The organism is Streptomyces fulvorobeus (assembly GCF_013167895.1).
Classification (GTDB): domain Bacteria; phylum Actinomycetota; class Actinomycetes; order Streptomycetales; family Streptomycetaceae; genus Streptomyces; species Streptomyces fulvorobeus.
The window spans coordinates 6,523,266-6,540,459 of sequence record NZ_BLWC01000001.1 but is presented as its reverse complement, the minus strand read 5'-3'; the positions used below and the strand labels follow the sequence as shown (position 1 = coordinate 6,540,459).

General features: G+C 66.7%; 19 protein-coding genes and 2 pseudogenes. 13 read left to right on the top strand and 8 right to left on the bottom strand.

Features of this window, described 5'->3' with window-relative positions:
- Window positions 1-87 precede the first annotated feature (87 nt).
- Window positions 88-591 carry an IS5 family transposase gene (locus tag Sfulv_RS29200; protein WP_246354240.1) on the bottom strand — a complete coding sequence of 168 codons (504 nt, stop codon included), beginning with the start codon at window positions 589-591 and terminating at the stop codon, window positions 88-90.
- Between the two features lie 79 nt (window positions 592-670).
- Between Sfulv_RS29200 and Sfulv_RS31055 the strand changes: the two genes are divergently transcribed.
- From Sfulv_RS31055 to Sfulv_RS29185, 3 genes are all read left to right on the top strand, one after another.
- Window positions 671-823 (top strand): DUF6126 family protein, encoded by a 153-nt coding sequence (locus Sfulv_RS31055; RefSeq protein ID WP_256669311.1) that lies wholly within the window; start codon window positions 671-673, stop codon window positions 821-823.
- 89 nt (window positions 824-912) lie between these two features.
- The gene (locus Sfulv_RS31665) at window positions 913-1,329 is read left to right on the top strand and encodes a DMT family transporter (RefSeq protein WP_371874711.1); all 417 of its coding nucleotides are present in this window, start codon (window positions 913-915) and stop codon (window positions 1,327-1,329) included.
- Window positions 1,330-1,477: 148 nt separating this feature from the next.
- Window positions 1,478-1,639 carry a hypothetical protein gene (locus Sfulv_RS29185; RefSeq protein ID WP_173317401.1) on the top strand — a complete coding sequence of 54 codons (162 nt, stop codon included), beginning with the start codon at window positions 1,478-1,480 and terminating at the stop codon, window positions 1,637-1,639.
- A 450-nt stretch (window positions 1,640-2,089) separates the two neighbouring features.
- Here Sfulv_RS29185 and Sfulv_RS29180 read toward each other — a convergent pair whose 3' ends face one another.
- Window positions 2,090-2,629: a hypothetical protein gene (locus Sfulv_RS29180; RefSeq protein WP_246353303.1), complete on the bottom strand. Its 540-nt coding sequence runs from the start codon at window positions 2,627-2,629 to the stop codon at window positions 2,090-2,092.
- 236 nt (window positions 2,630-2,865) lie between these two features.
- Here Sfulv_RS29180 and Sfulv_RS29175 point away from each other — a divergent pair, with 236 nt between their 5' ends.
- Window positions 2,866-4,149, top strand: coding sequence for an AlbA family DNA-binding domain-containing protein (locus tag Sfulv_RS29175; RefSeq protein WP_173317399.1), 1,284 nt, complete (start codon window positions 2,866-2,868; stop codon window positions 4,147-4,149).
- Between the two features lie 556 nt (window positions 4,150-4,705).
- Here the strand turns inward: Sfulv_RS29175 and Sfulv_RS29170 are convergent.
- Window positions 4,706-5,416 (bottom strand): HAD family hydrolase, encoded by a 711-nt coding sequence (locus Sfulv_RS29170; protein WP_256669198.1) that lies wholly within the window; start codon window positions 5,414-5,416, stop codon window positions 4,706-4,708.
- Between the two features lie 95 nt (window positions 5,417-5,511).
- Here Sfulv_RS29170 and Sfulv_RS29165 point away from each other — a divergent pair, with 95 nt between their 5' ends.
- The 3 genes from Sfulv_RS29165 to Sfulv_RS29155 all read left to right on the top strand — a co-directional run bounded on the left by Sfulv_RS29165 (window position 5,512) and on the right by Sfulv_RS29155 (window position 7,726).
- Window positions 5,512-5,697, top strand: coding sequence for a helix-turn-helix domain-containing protein (locus Sfulv_RS29165; protein ID WP_218578082.1), 186 nt, complete (start codon window positions 5,512-5,514; stop codon window positions 5,695-5,697).
- Window positions 5,664-6,431 carry a hypothetical protein gene (locus Sfulv_RS29160; protein ID WP_173310113.1) on the top strand — a complete coding sequence of 256 codons (768 nt, stop codon included), beginning with the start codon at window positions 5,664-5,666 and terminating at the stop codon, window positions 6,429-6,431. Before Sfulv_RS29165 ends, Sfulv_RS29160 begins: the two co-directional genes overlap by 34 nt.
- A gap of 878 nt (window positions 6,432-7,309) precedes the next feature.
- Complete coding sequence (locus Sfulv_RS29155; protein ID WP_173317398.1) at window positions 7,310-7,726, top strand: hypothetical protein; 417 nt, start codon at window positions 7,310-7,312, stop codon at window positions 7,724-7,726.
- A gap of 107 nt (window positions 7,727-7,833) precedes the next feature.
- Here Sfulv_RS29155 and Sfulv_RS29150 read toward each other — a convergent pair whose 3' ends face one another.
- The 3 genes from Sfulv_RS29150 to Sfulv_RS29140 all read right to left on the bottom strand — a co-directional run bounded on the left by Sfulv_RS29150 (window position 7,834) and on the right by Sfulv_RS29140 (window position 10,515).
- Window positions 7,834-8,283, bottom strand: a complete 450-nt coding sequence (locus Sfulv_RS29150) for a hypothetical protein (RefSeq protein WP_173317396.1) — start codon at window positions 8,281-8,283, stop codon at window positions 7,834-7,836.
- A 223-nt stretch (window positions 8,284-8,506) separates the two neighbouring features.
- Window positions 8,507-8,923: a DUF4259 domain-containing protein gene (locus Sfulv_RS29145; protein WP_173317394.1), complete on the bottom strand. Its 417-nt coding sequence runs from the start codon at window positions 8,921-8,923 to the stop codon at window positions 8,507-8,509.
- Window positions 8,872-10,515 (bottom strand): ISL3 family transposase, encoded by a 1,644-nt coding sequence (locus Sfulv_RS29140; RefSeq protein ID WP_256669310.1) that lies wholly within the window; start codon window positions 10,513-10,515, stop codon window positions 8,872-8,874. The genes Sfulv_RS29145 and Sfulv_RS29140 overlap by 52 nt, the downstream gene beginning before the upstream one ends.
- 205 nt (window positions 10,516-10,720) lie before the next feature.
- Here Sfulv_RS29140 and Sfulv_RS31050 point away from each other — a divergent pair.
- Window positions 10,721-10,783: pseudogene (locus Sfulv_RS31050) on the top strand (endonuclease domain-containing protein); the annotation flags it as partial.
- Window positions 10,784-10,897: 114 nt separating this feature from the next.
- Window positions 10,898-11,143, top strand: coding sequence for a hypothetical protein (locus tag Sfulv_RS31045; RefSeq protein WP_246353299.1), 246 nt, complete (start codon window positions 10,898-10,900; stop codon window positions 11,141-11,143).
- Between the two features lie 100 nt (window positions 11,144-11,243).
- On the opposite strand, the pseudogene Sfulv_RS29130 reads toward Sfulv_RS31045, so the two are convergent.
- A pseudogene (locus tag Sfulv_RS29130) lies at window positions 11,244-12,182 on the bottom strand (ABC transporter permease).
- A 717-nt stretch (window positions 12,183-12,899) separates the two neighbouring features.
- Between Sfulv_RS29130 and Sfulv_RS29125 the strand changes: the two are divergent.
- From Sfulv_RS29125 to Sfulv_RS29110, 4 genes are all read left to right on the top strand, one after another.
- The gene (locus tag Sfulv_RS29125; protein WP_173317392.1) at window positions 12,900-15,101 is read left to right on the top strand and encodes a glycoside hydrolase domain-containing protein; all 2,202 of its coding nucleotides are present in this window, start codon (window positions 12,900-12,902) and stop codon (window positions 15,099-15,101) included.
- Between the two features lie 14 nt (window positions 15,102-15,115).
- Window positions 15,116-15,454, top strand: coding sequence for a hypothetical protein (locus tag Sfulv_RS29120; RefSeq protein ID WP_173317390.1), 339 nt, complete (start codon window positions 15,116-15,118; stop codon window positions 15,452-15,454).
- 204 nt (window positions 15,455-15,658) lie between these two features.
- On the top strand, window positions 15,659-16,210 hold the full coding sequence (locus Sfulv_RS29115; protein ID WP_246353295.1) for a hypothetical protein: 552 nt from the start codon (window positions 15,659-15,661) through the stop codon (window positions 16,208-16,210).
- A 69-nt stretch (window positions 16,211-16,279) separates the two neighbouring features.
- Window positions 16,280-16,534 (top strand): IS3 family transposase, encoded by a 255-nt coding sequence (locus tag Sfulv_RS29110; protein ID WP_173317387.1) that lies wholly within the window; start codon window positions 16,280-16,282, stop codon window positions 16,532-16,534.
- 122 nt (window positions 16,535-16,656) lie between these two features.
- On the opposite strand, the gene tpg is transcribed toward Sfulv_RS29110, so the two are convergent.
- Entirely contained in the window at window positions 16,657-17,187 is a 531-nt protein-coding gene (gene tpg, locus Sfulv_RS29105; RefSeq protein WP_246353293.1) for a telomere-protecting terminal protein Tpg, read from the bottom strand.
- Between the last annotated feature and the right edge of the window lie 7 nt (window positions 17,188-17,194).

The following is a 17,194-nucleotide window of genomic DNA, read 5'->3' as shown; positions in this document are numbered from 1 at the left end:
AAGGGCCTCATTTCGTCGCTGATGGATCCGGTTCCTGAGGCCACCACGCCCGGTCACAGATTTGAGTGCTTAGAGCTCGTAACACGATCATGAGTGGGTCTTCTTGAGGCGTCGGTAGCAGATCAGGCTGCAGGCGAGGGTGACGAAGGCGTCGTGGAGTTCGGTGCGGCGTTCCCAGCGGACGGCGAGGCGTTTGAAGTGGTGGAGCAAGGCGAAGGTCTGCTCCACCACGTAGCGGAGCTTGCCGATGCCCTTGATGTTGGGTGATCCCTTACGCGAGATGACAGGCAGGATCCGGCGCTCGCGCAGCGCGTCCCGGTTCGGGTTGGAGTCGTAGCCCTTGTCGCCGAGCAGGACTTCGGGTCGGCGGCGAGGCCGTCCGGGGCGGCCCGCGACAGGCGGGATGCCGTCGACCAGGGCGAGGGTCTGGGTGACGTCGTTGACGTTCACCGCGGTCGTGATGACTTTGAGCGGGGTGCCGTGCCCGTCGCAGATCAGGTGGTGTTTGCTGCCTGTCTTCCGCCGGTCGACCGGCGACGGACCGGTGTCGGCTCCCCCTTTTTCGCCCGGATGTGGGAGCCGTCCACGCAGGCCCTGGACCAGTCGAGGCGGCCGACCGCGTTCAGCTCGGCAAGCAAGATCCGGTGCAGTTGGTCGACAAGCTCAGGAAATCCGTACCAAGCAACGCGATGAACCAGAAGCCGAACGCGGCGACGGCCGGTTCCCCCGCGGGCTCGTCCTCCGGCTCTTCGCCTACCTGGTCGCGGGCCACCTCTTCTCGGGCTTCCTCTATCTGCTGTTCTACCTCGGCAACAACCGCTAACGGACCGCTGCAACCCGTACTCCAGCATCCTCCGCGCCCACTCCGGACCCTGCTCCTGCCACCCTCACGTCTGCCGGAGATCAGGCTCCATGTTCCTCGGCTACGGCCTGTTCGGCTGGGGCCTGGCGCACGTTCCGGCGAGCACCGCGACCACCCTCTCCCTGCGAGAACCCACTGTCGCGGCCGTACTGGCCGTGCTTGTTCGCGGTGAACGTCTGCCCCTGTTGCGGTGGGCCGGCATCGCCCTGGTCGTCGGCTGCCTCACCGTGCACCACCATCGCCCTCAGCCGCAGCGCCGTCGCCCTGGCCGCGCGGACGGCCGGCCTACTTCGTCGCGTTCGACGTGTCGCAGCAGGACGGGGGGAACTGCTGACCCTGCCCTACCAGGAGCGCCGCGCCCGGTCGGAGGCCCTGTTCACCGAGTACGGGCTGACCGCGTGGTGGACCGTGAGCGAGCAACGGTACGACTCGCTCCTGCCGATGCTTCCCAGTGGCGACACCTTTAGCCCGGCCAGGTAATCACCATGTACGAGGACCAATCCGGAGCCGAAACCGCGGTCATCTTGGAGCTTCAGCGCCCCGTGACCACACTCAGCACGTAAGGCTGGCCGACCTCGCCTCGTGTCGTTGGTGCAGAGAAGGTCCGTGAGATACATGCCGTTCCTTCGCGACCTTGCCTCCGCCCTCGAATCGGCCGGCGTCAACGCATCTGGGAGCAGCAGCGCCCGCCACCTCATGGACGACGCGCGCAAGGCAGCTCGCGACCTCGAAGGCCCCGACAGCGGCAGGAGGCCCGGTCGCGTCGTCGGCTTCTGAGAACCACCAGGGGGAGCGCTGACGGCCCCGTGCCTTACGCTTCAGATGGGCGCGGGGCCCGAATGTCCCAGGAGGACGACGTGCGCAACACCCGTGTCAATGCCGCCAGGTTCATTGGCCGCGTGCTTCCCGACCCGTACGAGATTGCACTCGGCGGGCACCACTCGGATGCCACCCACCACCTGCTGGCCACCGTCTTCGCCGACCTGGTGTGCCCGCCGACCGGCCACCGCACCCCCTGGCACGACTGCTACGACACGGCATGGGCTCGGCCGCTGCCGCACAAGGCAAGCTTCATCCTCAACGAGGGCCGGCCTCGGCCAGTGCCTGCCTCCTCACGGGCGCCGCAGCCCGGCGCTTCCTCGCGGCAACACGGATTGCGTTGCGGATTCAGCAGGCAGCCCGCTCGATGCCGCTGGGCAACCAGGGCTGACGAGACCAGCTGGCAGCTCACAGAGTCGGGACGGCCACGGGCATTTCCTCCTCTTGGCCGTCCCAGGTCACGTACAGCGTTCCGGGAATCGGCTGACCAGCGCTGCCCAGCATGGTGAACTCCACAGCTTCGGCAGGGGCCAGGTCGACGCCCGCAATGGGGTTCATGGAGTACGGCCCCCCTCTGCCACTGATCGCCACGCCGGTCGCCCTGCCCGTCCCTATGTTCCGGAGGTAGAACGTGCTGCGGTTGCGGCGCTCGATGGCGAAGGCAGGACGAGGACGGCTGGCTTCCTCTTCTGCGGCCCGCCGCTCTGCCGCTTCGCGGCGCTGATCGGCCAGTGTTTCCTCTGCCACCGCAGCCGACTTTTCCGAAGCGACCCTGGACAGCCGCGCCTCTTCGACCGAGGCCACGGCAGCGTTCGCTGAACGGCGCCCGTCCTTCTGCGCTCTGATGCTGATCCACAGGGCTATCGCCGCCAGCACGAACGCCGCCCAGGCGGGCGCGTCTCCCCAATCCCACGATGCGGCCCACGACCGCGCGTCTGGCCAGTTCATGAGCGGACCGTACCGCCGAAGCTCAGCTGGCCCTGAAACGACCTCGTGTCGGACAACGAGCGGACGGTCTGTCAGGTGCGCGCCGGGCGTCCCGACCGCGACCCGCCGTCTCGTCCGGCCGAGGCACTGGGACTGCCGCTGCCGCGTCTTCGGACAGACCGGTCCTGGGAAGTGTCCGCGGTGTCACCGAGCAGTCTTGGAGTGAGCCCTCGACCGACGCTCAAAGGGGACCGATCATGGGGATAGCGGACACTTCCGTCGCCGCGCAGAGCCGGGCCCGCACCTGGACGAGACTGCATCAGCACTTGGGGTCCGCCCCTGGCCCGCTCACCTACGACATGGTCAGCCGGGCCGCTGCGGACCACCTTGATGAGTCCGACGACCTCGACTGGAAGAGGGACCTTCCCGAGCCGCCCAGAAACGGTCAGTGGAACGAGTTCGCCAAGGACATCAGCGCGATGGCCAATACACGTGGTGGACTGCTCATCTACGGCGTCGCTGACAACCACGAAATCATCGGCATCGACTCGGAAAAGGCGGACCTCCGGCAGTACGCCCAGTGGGTCCGCAACCACGTCCACCCCTACCTGCCAGACCTGGTCATGTTTCGGCTGACCGACGGCGCGACGGCTCTCCTGGTCGTGGATGTCCCTGCCAGCGAGATGGCGCCGCACCTCGTCCACGGCAGATCGGATAAGGACAAAGAGCAACAGGCGGTCACGGTGCCGTACCGCGGCCGAGACCACACCGCCTGGATGGCGGAGCACCAGATCGAACGTGCCTACCGCGACCGCTTTACCCGCACCGACAGTGCCGAGGAAGCGCTGCGCCAGCACTCCGACTTCCTCAACAAAACCATCACCGCGCACGCCGCCAAGCCCTCTGCCTGGCTCGTCGCCGTCGCACGTCCCACCCGGCCCTACCCGCACGGTGCGCCCCGGCTGAACCGGGACGAAGCTCGACATCTTCTTGGCGTCGCCGAGCAGCGAGGAAGCAAGCTGCCGGCGCGACGGATTCCCGGACCGTTGACGGGCATGGGCGACATGCTCATCAATCCCCGCCCGGGGCTGCGACGCTGGATCTCCAGCACCATGGAAATCGACTACGACCGGAGCTCCATGGTCGAGCTGCACCATGACGGCACCGTGACCCTGGCGACCAATCTGTCATGGCGGCCCGCCTCCGAGGAGGAGCGCGGCTTCGCCCAAGAGGCCGGCGTCGTTGATGCTCTACCTGTTTCTCAGCGCGTGGTCGCAGCAGCCTGCGGTGACTTCGTGACCATCGTCCAGGAGCTACAACGGAATCTGCGCCTGGACAGCACCCAGCAGATCACCGCGACGATCTACGCATCAGACGGTCCGCAGGCCCTCGAAGCCCGCACCGCGCACTTCGGAGGTGGCCGCGAGGTCACACCCCCCTATACCCGCCGTCCCCATCACATTCAGCCAGTACACACGCTGCTGCGCACCTTCGCTTGCGGTACGCACTCGCAGAAGAGTCCGTACCAGACCTGGCGGTAATGTTCCGCTGCTGCGGAGTCGGCACTGAGGGCCTTGCAGCCTGTTCCCGCACGTAGGAAGCGCTGTCCCGCCTGCGGATCCAGGGGAGGTGGCGTCGGCCTCGCGGAAGCCACGGTGCGCCGGCCGATGCCACCACTGCGCGAACAAGTAACGCCGTCTCATCCGGGCCCGCGGCAGAGGACGCGCGGACCGGCACGACTACCAGTTCGGGCGGTCCTCCTGCTCGGCGGCCTCGCGCCCGGCGTGCGCTCCCACCTGCAGGTCGATTTCCTGCTCCTTACAACGCGCGGCCCGCTCCTGCTAGAGACGGGCCGCGCGTGCGCGTGCGCCCGCTACGGCCCGGTTCTCGTATTGCTACGGCAAACGGACATATATCGGAGAGGGGCGCCCCATCAGAGCCTGTCGCAGTAAATGCGTGCACCTTACCTGGGTGAGCAGGCCGCCCCACCAGCGTGACCCCTGGGGCAGTGGCGCTCCGTAGACGTAGCCGACCGGCTGGTCGTCGTCACAGCCGATGACGCAGCTCCAGCCGGGCCATCCGGGCTCGTTGACGCAGTCAGCGAAGCAGGTCGTGGAGCGGGGAGGCGTCCTGCAGATCGCGGACCGTGGCGGTGGCCCCGGCGTCAGCCAGTTCCGCGGCCGAGGTACGACCGGTCGCGACAGCCAGTACGGAAACGCCGGCCGCGCGTCCGGCGGCTACGTCGGCGGGGGTGTCTCCGATGAGCAGGACGTCGGCCAGGGCGACGTCGGCGCCCGTGGCAGCACGGGTGCGTGCGATGGCGGTGCGGACCAGCTCGGCGCGGTCGTCGTGGTCTTCTCCGTAACCGCCGTACGGGAAAAGGATGTGGGTGTCGAGCCCGAACACCTGGAGCTTGATCTCCGCGACCGCCCGGATGTTTCCGGTGACAACGCTCTGCACGACGCCGCCCATGGCGGCCACCGCGTCGAGGGCGGCGGACGTCCCGGGCAACGCGTGTCCGCGCCCGCGCAGGTCGTGGGCCCGCCGGCGGTGCAGTTCGGTGGAGCGTCGGGCGAATTCCTCGAACATGGTGCGGTCGCTGGTGATGCCGTGCAGCTGGGCGGTCCGGCGGAAGAGCACGGGTTCGGTCATCCCGTCCTCGGTGGCCTGATCGCGCATCGGTGTACCGGTGACCTGCTCGAAGGCATCTTTGAAGATCTCTCTTCCAACGCCCCGCGTCGCGATGAGGGTGTGGTCGATGTCCCACAGCACGAGCTTCAACGTCGCCTCCCAGACCTCGGACAGCACATGTCCGGGGAAACGGTGTCACACCTTGGGTGAAGCAGACAGCCCGAGCCCGGAGCCGCTCTACTCTGGGTGAACGGCCCGGACCAGGAGGTGCCTTGACGGATCTGCCCACGCTCCCGACAGGTGCGCTCATCCTCGCGGCGCGGCAGCGCGATGGCCGCCCGCAGGCCGCCATCGCAGGTCTCTGCGGCATCAGCACCGACTACCTGTCCCAGATCGAACGAGGTCTGAAGCAGCCGTCGGGGAGGTGCTCGCCGCGCTCGCCGCCGAGCTCCAGGTGAAGGCCGGAACGCTCCTGGGCGACGCCGAAGCCAGACCGGCGAAGGCCGGGCCGCCCGTGGCCGCACGCTCCGCCGTGGTGCAGGCGCTGTTGCAACGGCACGACGCGGCCCGTGGCCCCGTGCTCGCAGCCGAGTTGCGGGCACGGGTGGAGCGGGCCTGGAAGGTCTGGCAGACCTCGCCCCACCGGTTCACCGAGGCCGAAGCTCTGCTGCTCGATCTGATCCGCACCGTTGAAGGGTCCCTACGGGCGTCGCGGCCCGGCACCGATACTGCCGAGCGGCGCGAGGTGCTGAGGGTGTCCGCCGATCTGTACGGGCTGCTGCGCTCGTACTACCGCAGGATCGGCCGGCTCGACCTGTCGCTGATGGTCACCGACCGGGCGCTCCGTGCCGCCGAGGACGCCGATGATCCCCTGCGCATCGCGAGCGCACGGTGGAACCTGGGACATGTGCTGCTCTCCCAGCCGGGCAGCGAGCAGGACGCGGTCGATGTGGCGATTGCCGCCTCCCGGGACCTCGCCGCCGCGGTGGACTCTTCCGCGGCCGCGGCCGTTCGCGGTGCCCTGGAGCTGGTCGCCGTAGTCGCGGACGCGCGCGGCCGCCGCCCGTGGGCGGCCCGGGACCGGCTCGCCAGGCGTGCGGTGCCGCTCGCGCGGCAGTCCTGGGTGAAACAGACGGTCACGAACCGTTGTCCCGCTCCTTCCTGGGACAACATCGCGCTGATCACGTCGTAAGCCGCGTCATCGCTCCACACCGCGTGTCCCTCGGGGGTGGAAAACCAGTGCCACGGCGCACCTGGTAAACCAGCCTCCGCAGCAGTTCGAACGTGGCCGGCCCCAACCCGCCGATCTGCAGCTCCTCGTACGCGCTGTCTGTCACGAGCCCCACCCCGATCCCTGCTCCCCACCAGACGTCTGTGGCCGTGGGGTTCGAGCCTGCTTACACCAGCATCCCGCCTCCGGCGCATGCGACACGCGCATATTTCCCTACCGTGACCAGCGGCCTGATCTGAGCGGGGCGGGGTTGATCCCACTACTCAACCCAGGGGTGGAGGCGCGACGCCTGGCACCTGCGTCGACGGACTGTACGAGGCATCGCGGCGCGCAACGGCGCGAGTACAGGATCGGCGACGCACTGCTGCGAACACTCGACCGCAGCGCAGTCAAGTACGTCATCCGCCATTCCGGCAGGACGCCTTACCTGATCGGCAGCACCCAACAGCTGTACCGCACCGCGAACGCGCGCCCCACCTGCGCCCGCACATCAACACCGTCATCGCCCAACCCGGACTGTCAGCAGCAGCGAACAGCAACGTCTCCTCACCGGCGCCCACTCGTGCGGCCAAGCCCTCACCAGACGCACTTTCGCCGATCACTGCAGCCTGCAGACCGAGCATCATGACCCTGGCCATACTCAGAACAGGTCGATCGGCAGGGAGTTGCACACCTCTCACCTGCGTGAATAGCTGGCTGCCATAGGAGTCGGCACAAGAATGGCCTGGTCTTTCGTCACTATTGTCAGCGCCAATCCGTCACAACCCGACAGCGAGAACTAGCAGGTCACTAGGGCTACACCACTGACATCTAGGTGACGACTCTCCACTGACAGCCTCATGCAGACCATCACTCACGTCTGGGCCAAGCGCGCCGCGACCGGCGGGAGCAGCTGGAGCAGCTCGATCTCGTCGTTCAGCACGCGGCGGGACAGCAGCCGCTTGCCGTCGGCGTCGATCACCACCGCTTTCGCGTGGACCCGGGACGCGGTCGACTTGCGCGGGTGGCGCTACGAGGTGTGGAGCGAGCCGGACCCGCACCTGCTGGAGAACATCGGGTTCCTGGCCGGCTACCGCCGGGACTGGCTCTTCGACGCCGAGCTGCTCAACGCCCTGCGGGTGGTGGGACTGGAGGGGATGTCGCTGGGCGAGGCATTCCTGGTGCCGGCGTATCCCCGGCCGCTGGTGAAGGCAGCGGTGCTGCATCTGCTGTGGTTGCGCCCGTGGCCTCGACCAGGCCCGGCCGCTCACCGTTGACCCGCTGGTCGACCCGCACCAGGTTCTTCTGTCATTAGCGAGACCGACGCCGTACAACCAAAACGGCCCGCCGACGAAGCCGACGGACCGCCACGAAAGAATTGAGGCTACTCCCGGCCGTTGACGCAGTAGCCGACGCGGTAGCAGGTCTGTGCTGCGAGGACATTATCGGGGTCTTCGGTCGTCATGTAGACCCAGATGTTGTCGGACCCACCGACGACGTTCGCGTCAAGGGTGAAGTTCGCCGGCCCGGTTCGGTTGCACCAGGTGCTGCTGCTCTGGAAGTCCAGTGTGGTGCTGCCTGCAAACGCTTTCACGTAGACCCGCCGACAATTGCTGGCCTTGAACGACCCGACGACGCCGACCGACCGGTTGGACCAGGTGGCCGTGCCTTGGTAGTAGCTCGCCGTATAAACAACCGAGAAGTTGGCGGAGCCTGCGGCGGCCGCGGGTGTCGCCGCGAAGACCATCCCGACAGCCGACGCGGCTGCGGTCACGGCCAGGCCGGCCTTCCTCGTGCGGCTCTTCACCTTCGATGTGTCCTTCAATCCCACCATGAGAACCACTCCCAGGTTCTTCGAGTAACGGTTGCACAACTGCGTACTCACCGTCGTGTGGAGGCAGATCGGGCAGTGAACGTTGCTGCCGTTGTTCGGCAGTATCACTGAACCACACGTGGACCTCGAGCCGGGAAGCATTCAAGCCAACTCTACTCAAATAGGCTGGATGGCTTCGTTGATATCTAGTGGTTCTGGCACGACTTCCGTGAAGCGGTCACGATTAGTGATCAGTGGGTGTTTCGAGTGCTTGGAGGATGTGTCGTACTTCCTGGCGCCACTGGTCGGCGTCGGCGCTGTCCACCCAGCCGGTTGCCATTTCTGATCCGTCCTGGAGAACCCGGTCCAGTGCGAGTCTCGCCGACGCGCGAAAGGAGGCTGGCAGTTCGGGCAGCGGTTCCCTGGGGCCGTCGTCCGGGTCAATCACGATGGGACTGTTCGGGAGGGTGCTCGCGACGAGAGCGCCGGCGGCAACAGCTTCGGCTCCGTCTCCGCCATCGACGCGTTCTCCCGAGTAGGTGACTCGCTGGAATGCCCGCCCCAGCACGTCAATGACCTGCTGGTGGGTGAGTCCCTCAAGTTCATCGACTAAGTCTGCGGCGAGGTCGCTGTCGAACGGGCCGGTTCCCCACGTTCCCATGCATGGCTCCTGATACGGCTGTCTCGGACGAAGGCATGGTTCCAGGAGCCACTGACATCGGTCACGGGGCGAGGAGGACCCGCTTGCGGAGCAGTGCGACCGAACATCTGGCGCTTGAGCATCTTGATCCGGTTGACGTGTCCCTCGACGACGCCGGAGTTCCAGGGCAGGGTCAGGCCGGCGATGACGGCGTCGCGGTCGCGGTCGATGCCGGCCGCGAGAGTGTGGAGGCTGGGGAGGTCGTCCTGGCGGACGGCATCGAGCCACTGCGGAAGTCGTTCCCCCTGCCGCTCGGTGAGCATCTGGGCGAGGGACCGGACGTGACCGGTCAGGGCGTCGAGTTCAGGGAAGTTGGCAAGGACGGCCTTGAGCCGGAGCTGTTCGATCTCGGTCAGCGTCTCGGGTCGGCTGAGGATCCATCTCGTCACCACGCGGGGTGCCGGCGGCTGCGCGGTGACCGGCCGTGGCGAGGTGCGCTTCTCGCGCAGGTAGGCGCTGACCCGGCCGTAGCTGCCTCGATAACCCAAGGGAACGATCTCCTCCCAGAGGTTCCAGGCGTTGCTGCAGCCCTCGTCCCAGCGTTCGTCCAGGTAGGGCTTGTACTCGTCGAGGACGGAGGTCCTGTTGTGCTGCCACTGGCCGCGAAAGAGGTCTTCCGGCTTCGCAGCGTCGGCGAGGCTTTTGACGGTCCGGTGGGTCATCTGGAGCTGACGCCCGATGGAGCGGCGGTTGTGGCCGGCTTCCAGCAGCGCGTGGACCGTGGCGTGCCTGGCTCGGACGCGGTTGGCGAACCGCCCGCTCCGCCATGGAGAGTCCGCCTTCTCCTCGGGCGGCGCCGGTTCGTCGGCCTTCCCCTCGCGATCGGGGACCAGGACGCGAAGGCACTGGCAGTGGCGGGCGACAGCCCGCTCAGCGGCCTCCCCGAGGTTGTGCCACAGATGCCAGCGGTCGGCGACCTGCGTCGCCTGGGGTGCCCCGGCTGTGGCGCCTTCCGCGAAGAACGGCGCGCGGTCCCGGCAGACGATCTCGATCCCGGGACGCTTCTCCAGCCATGCGGCCAGGCTGGACGCTTCCCGGTCAGGCAGCAGATCCACCGGCCGACGGGTCTCGACGTCGACGAGCACCGTGCCGTAGACCCGTCCTTTGCGTGTGGCGTACTCATCAACACCAACCACCCGCGGGGCCGGTATTTCGGGTTCGGGCAATGCATCGAGCAGCCGCAACACCGCGCTGCGGCTGATGGACACCCCGAAGGCCCGTGCCATCCGGGCGCCGGCCCGGCCGGCGAGGGCGAGACCCACCGCGGCAAGAGTCGACCGCAACCGCTCCGTCCACCTGCTGTGCCGCCGGGTCAGTCCCGGCAGTTGCTCAGCGAACGTCCGCCGAGCACAGGAAGACTCCGGACAGAAGAACCGCCGGACTCGCAGTTGCAGGACCACCAGACGTCCCCCACTGGGCACGTCTGCAGGAAACCGCAGGTAAGAGCTGTGCACCCGGGTCGACTCGCTCCCACAGTCCGGGCATGCCGCCCCGGCCGCCGTACTGGAGACGTCGATGCGTATCGCCTCGTGGCTTACGTCCAGCGACAGCACCGACACGTCCGCGATGGACGGGAACAGCAGGCCCTCCAGAGGGGGCGATGTCTCTTCCACGACGCCGCACTGTCGACCACACCAAGATTGGCCCTGGTCATTTTCAGGCAACTTCCCGGAGCCTGATCGGAGCGTCAGTCGTCACTCAGCGTGCGCGCATCACGGAAGTCGTGCCAGAACCGCTTGAAGTGAGCGAAGCCACGCGTGGGACCACTGCCACGAGCACGGTCACGTCCGCGGGCCGCTCTGCGGCGGCTGCAACAACCGCGAGTGCAAGACACCTCCCGACTACTTCCTCCGGCTCGAAGGCGGTGCCCTGCACCTTCTGGAGTGCCGCGGCTGCCCTGAGCAGCGGACCCTGCCGCCCCGCTTCCGCCAGAACGTGGTCCACGCACACCTCGAGCGGACCGAGCGGCACGGGCGGTGCCGCAAGCAGCCGTACGCCCGCGAACTGAAGCCCACGCCCGGTGTTCACCGGTTCAAGCTGGAATGCAGCGGCTGGCAGTCCACCAGCAGTTGGGTCAGGGACGTCACGCCGTCCGAGGCGGCCGCTGTCGTGCGGGCCTTCGTCGACGCCGCGCTCCCCGGACAGGCCGCTCCGTCCTCTCCTGACACCGTCACGGGGTGACCCGGCAGTCGTCGCCGCCTTCTCCTTGGCCCCGTGACCACAGCCGACGTGCACAACTCCAGGGCCGCCCTCGCACTGCTGAAGAGTCGGCGCCGGTGTGTCATCGACGGAGCGCCTCGACCGGAGGAATTCGGGCAGCGCGCCAGGACGGGTACAGGCCTGCCAGGAGACCGGTGGCGAGTCCGAGGGCGGGTGCTGTGGCGATGGTTGTCGGGTCGAGGACGGGGGTCCATGCGTTGTGGAAGGAGACGACGACGACCGTTCCGAGCGTTGTTCCGGCGATCCCTCCGACCAGACCGAGGGCAGCTGATTCGGTCAGGAACTACCAGGTGATATGGCGGGCGCGAGCCCCGAGAGCGCGCCGGAGTCCGATCTCGCTGATGCGTTCCATGACCGCGACCAGGGTGGTGTTGGCGATGCCGACCGCCCCGATAATGAGACAGACGATCGACAGCAGGAGGAACAGCTGTCCCAGGTCGCTGCTGACGGCGGTGCGAAGCGCCTTGGGGTTCGGTGGTGGAATGGCCCGAAAGTATTCGGGATGGTCGGGGCGCAGGGCGAAGGCGGCCTCGTGCGCGACCTGGGATGCGGCGCCCAGCTTCGTGGAGATGAGCATCTTGGCGCGCTCGTCCTGCGGCGGTCCCCAGATCTGTTCCGCGCTGGTTCTGGGGACGACGATGGACAGAAGCAGATCGGGCATGCGTTTGGTGTCGTCGAAGATGCCGACCACCGTGAATGCAGTGTCACCGACGAAGATGGCGGGCTGTGTCCGGAGCGTGCTGATGCCCAGGCGGGTGGCCGTCGATGACCCGAGCACAGCCACGGACTGATGGTGTGTGTCGTGAAACGCGTTGTAGCCGCGGCCTTGGACGAAGTGCGGCTTGGCTGCGGAGAGCACGCCCGAGTAAGCTGCAATGACAGGCGTCTGGGACACAGCTCCGTGGCCGTCGTCGACCGGGGAAGAGCGGACCGAGTCGCCTGAGGGGAGGCGGACTTTCCAGTAGACACCGGCGGCCTCGACCCCGTTCACGTGAGCCATCTTCCGGTCGGGATCCGCGGGGAAGGCCAGCGGTACGCGATCGGCGTCGTGTCCGCCCGTGTCCTCGACGGCGACCTCGGTCGCGGTGAGCTGGTTGAAACGAGTGTCGATCTGGGCTGCTGCGGTGCCCATCTCGGGGCCTTAGTCGTCGACGAGCGGATCCCAGCTGACAGCCCAAACTCCTGCTCAGGCGGTGGAGTTCGATGCCGTGGGCAGCCCCGGGGCCGGCACGTGATGGCGCGGCAGGTGCGGAGCCTGTGGCACAACTCTGGTCGGCCATCTAGTTTGGTGGGAAATCGATCATTCGACACAAGTCGTACATGGGCCCGTCTATGACAGCAAAAAGTTGTTTCCATTTATGTCGTTGCTGAGGCAGCATCAGAGTCCCGCGAGGGCTGGCAGTGACCGAATCGCCCTGCTGCGATCGGTGCAGAAAATATCTGAGAACATGGCTTCGCGCGTACCCCTGCCGAAAGAACGGATACCGCTTCCTTTGCATTGTTTTGGTTTCTTTGAGCAATGCGAACGTGTCTTTTGAAGGATCTTTTCGCGAGCGGCAGAAGTCCGATACATGGACCGTGCACTCACTGCACCTTCGGCCGGAAGCGACGCCCCGACTCCACCGCAACGGCGCGCCCGGGCCAGCTCGAGCGGTAACCCCGAGGCACCCTTCCCTGCAAGGGCTGCCCCCATCCCTCTTAGTTCAGGAGTAGCTCGATGGCCGACGAGATGGTGCAGCGCGCCCAGAGGTTCATCAACACCACGTACAACAACGGTGCAACGCTCGGTATATCCAAGCTGGAGGAGAACGGACAAACTGGTTGGACCGTCATGTACGCCCTTACCAGGGCGCTTCAGTATGAAATGGGCATCAGCGCTCTGTCCAACTCCTTTGGACCGACCACCCTCGGCAAGATCGGCGAGCTGTACGGGAAGATCGACGACAGCACTGCTCCGTCGGCGAACTTCTGCCGGATCATCCAGTCTGCCCTGTACTGCAAGGGGTACGACGGCGGTGAGATCGACGGCACGTACAACGACAGAGTCAAGGCCGCCGTCACCAAGCTCCACCAGAACATGGGTGTCTCGACGGTCTACCCGGGCGGTTCCCTCTGGCCGAAGTCGACCAAGGGCCTGTTCAACATGGACGCCTACGTTACGGTCAGCGGCGGCTCTGAAACCATCCGCTCCATCCAGCAGTGGCTCAACGGCCGATACTTGCTGCGCAAGGACTTCTACGTCATCCCCTGTGACGGACACCACTCCCGCGACGTGGCCAAGTCAATGCTCTTCGCCATCCAGTACGAGTTGGGCATGGCCGATGGCACCGCGAACGGTGCCTTCGGCCCCGGAACCCAGTCCGGCCTGAAGTTGCACACGGTCAGCACGGGAACCACCGGCGTCTGGGCAAGGCTCTTCACCGCTGCCATGATCCTCAACAAGCGGAACGTCCCCTTCGGAGACTTCACGGCCACCGTGCAGAGCGGTGTGCAGACCTTCCAGTCCTTCTCCAAGCTCCCCGTCACCGGGAAGGGCGACTTCCAGACCTGGGCCTCGCTGCTCGTCTCCTACGGCGACCAGTCGCGTAAGGGAACGGCCTGCGACGGCGTCACCATGATTACCCCTTCGCGCGCCGCAGCGCTGAAGGCTGCCGGTTACATGTACATCGGGCGCTATCTCTCCAACCCCTCCAGCACCTCGCTGCCCGAGAAGCAGATCCAGCCTGGCGAGCTGGCCACTATCAAGGGCGCCGGGCTGCGCTGCTTCCCCATCTACCAGACGTGGAGCCGCTCGGCCGACTACTTCAGTTACTCCCAGGGCTGCATCGACGCCACCAACGCCATCGAGTGGGCGAAGATCCACGGCTTCAAGGCAGGCAGCATCATCTATTTCGCCGTCGACTACGACGCCATGGACGGCGAGGTCACCGACTACGTCCTCCCGCACTTCCGTGGCGTGATGCGCACGATCGGAGAGAACTCCGCCTACGGGGTGGGCGTCTACGGTCCTCGGAATGTCTGCCAGCGCGTCGCGGACGCCGGCTATGCGGCAGCCAGTTTCGTCTCCGACATGTCCTCCGGGTTCTCCGGGAACCTCGGGTATCCGCTGCCCACCAACTGGGCGTTCGACCAAATCTCCACGATCACTGTCGGCTCCGGTACCGGTGCGATCGAGATAGACAACAACATCGCTTCCGGCCGTGACACCGGACAGGGCGACTTCGACCCCGGAATGTCCCGGGACGACGACCTGGACACCGACCTGGACAAGACGGCTTACAGGGCGCCAATGCTCAGCGATGTGCGGCAGTACCTGGGCTCCATCGGTGTCCCGGAAACCGGCGGCGAGGGCTGGACTGCGGACAACGACTGGGTCACCTACAACGTCGTCTCCACGACCGAGGCGTTCGGGATGGTCATGGACGCCGACTGGCTCTTCACCAACCTGGCTCGCACGCTCAAGATCCGCAAGGCGCTCATCCAGGCCCCGGTTCTGTGGGAACTGCGCAAGCTGAACCCGCTGGACGCGCTCGCGGACGAGGCCGTCAAGGCCGGACTGAAGGACGACGCGAGCACCGGCTGGGGTCAGATCTTCGCATGGGTGACCATCGACGCGCGTAATTACTGCATGCGGCAGGGCATTATCAACGGCACCCCGTTGACCAGCAGCGACACCCGCGCGGTGTGGAACAACCTCCAGGAGCCGGAGTACAACATCCCGTCAGTCGCCTACCTGACCATCTACAACGCCTACCAGCTCGGCATCGCCAGGCCCAATCTGACCACCACTGCGGCTAATACACAGGCGCTGCTCGCCCGCTACAACGGCACCGGTCCCGCCGCCGCCCAGTACGGCCGCGAGCTGGCCGGTCTCTACAACGTCCTGGAGAACTACAACAAGCTCAGCCGCACCAGCTGAGTTCTGGAGATCCCGTGAAGAACACGCAGCCGTGGAAGTCCTTCGCCCCGGTGGCGGTCAACCTGCTGCTCGGCATTCCCGCGATCGTTCCGTGCTTCCTGGTCTGGTACGTCCTGTCCAACGGTCCCCTGGCCGAACTGGGCTGGACCAGCCGCGACCCGAATGAAGACGACGGGATCCTGCTCTGGCTGGTCATCGTCGTTCCGGTAGTGCTCCTCTTCGGGGGATTGTGGGGGCTCGTCAACATCTGGCTGCGGCGCAGGCTTTTCGACGGGCCGCCACCGTACCCGTACTGGCTGCTGTGTGCGACGGCGAGCCTCGTCCCCTTCTTCGTGGGCATCAGCATCGGCTGAATACGTGACAGAGACGGCTACATCAACAACATCGCAGGAGAAGGAAGAAGCATGAAGAACGGAATAACGCGGCGGACCGTCGTCCGGGGCACGGCCGTAGTGGGTGCGATGGCCGCCGCCGGTGTACTGATCCCGGCTGCGGCGTCAGCAGCCGACAGGAGCGGAAAGGGAGTGGGGAAGAGGGGCGCCACGAAGCCTCAGAACGTGACGGCCAACGGCTGGCCCGTACAGGCCATCGCCGATCGCGACTCCCAGGTGTACACCCGCACGGTGTCCGGCACCGGGTTGAGCGTGCCGGTTTGGATCGGCGACCCGGAGGCGATCCTGCTCCACGTCGTGCGTCGCTTCCACTACGAGGTCGATCAGCTCCACAGTCCTGACCTGGCTGGTTGGCAGAAGACCGACGGTCTGGACAGGAGGAAGCCGGAATCAAACCTCGCCTCTGGCACCGCGGTTCGCATCCGTCCCGGTGCGGCCGCCAAGGGAAGCCTTTTCCCCCTTCAGGAGCTTGTTGTACGTGACATCCTCGCCGACTGCCAGGGTACGGTCCGCTGGGGCGGTGACGACTCTTCCGTCGACGAGTCGCTGTTCTACCTCGACCGCGGTCCGGACGACGCCGAGATCCGCAAAATCGCTGACATGTTCCGCACCGCAGAAACCACGCCCGGCCAGGGTGCCGGCACCGAGGTGAACGTACACGCGGCCGCCCGGCGTAAGCGAGCCAAGCAGCTCGTGCGACAGCAGCAGGCGGGCTGAGCAGCACCTGAAGAAGGGCGAGCGTGGTACGCCCGGGGATAGCGACCGGCTCACGACAAAAGCGAGAGCGTGGGCCAGCTGCTGGGACTGCGCGCCGGTTCGCGGGGCCCCTACGGGGCTCCGCGGATCCACGCCGCTCTACGGCTGACCGGGCGGGTGATGAACTCCAAGAGGGGCGAGCGGCTGATGCGCGAGCACCGGATCGTCGGGATCACCCGCCGTCGGCGTGGGGACCTGAAGCGGGCGGTGTTCGCCGTTGGCCTGATCGGCCGGGACTTCACCGCGCCCCGGCCCGTAATGCGGTTGGTCGGCGACATGACCTAACTGGCCACGTTGAGAGTTGCATCTGGCGACCTGTATCGATCTCGCGACGCGGAAGGTGGTCGGCTTGGCGATGGCCGATCACCACCGCGCCAAGCTGCCGGTCGCTGTACGGGTAGGAGGCCCTACAGCTGGAATCCGAGGTTCAGCACGTTGTTGATCTGCACTTCCTGGAGGGTGCCGGCGCGGCGCCCGTTGTCCTGGAAGTATACCTCGCGCAGTGCTTCGGCGGTCAGCTCGCGCAGCCGGTCCTCGCTGGCGCCCTGCTCCTGGGCGTCGAAGAGGCGGGCCGCGTACTGCGGCGGGAGTGCCACGGTGAGCTGCCGTTCGCGGTCCTCGTCCGTGGAGTCCATTGACGCCCCGGAGTAGCCGAGCTGGGCGCGGACGTCGATGACGATGCCGCCGGTCGTCGCCGCCTTCTCCTTGGCCTTGGCACGGATCTGCGGCTGCCAGCGCTTCTTGACCTCGCTCTCCAGGCGTGCGGCGAGGTCCGGGCGGGGCTTCTTGCGCTCGCCCCGCTCGGGCTGGAGTGGGCGGCCACGGAAGGAGCGGCGTGATGAGCCCGAGCGACCAGGACGCCGCGGAGCAGCGGGTGCAGGACGCCGTGCGGCGGCACGCGCGCACCAGGGGGCCTTCGCGGAGGCGGAGGACGTCATCTCCGCT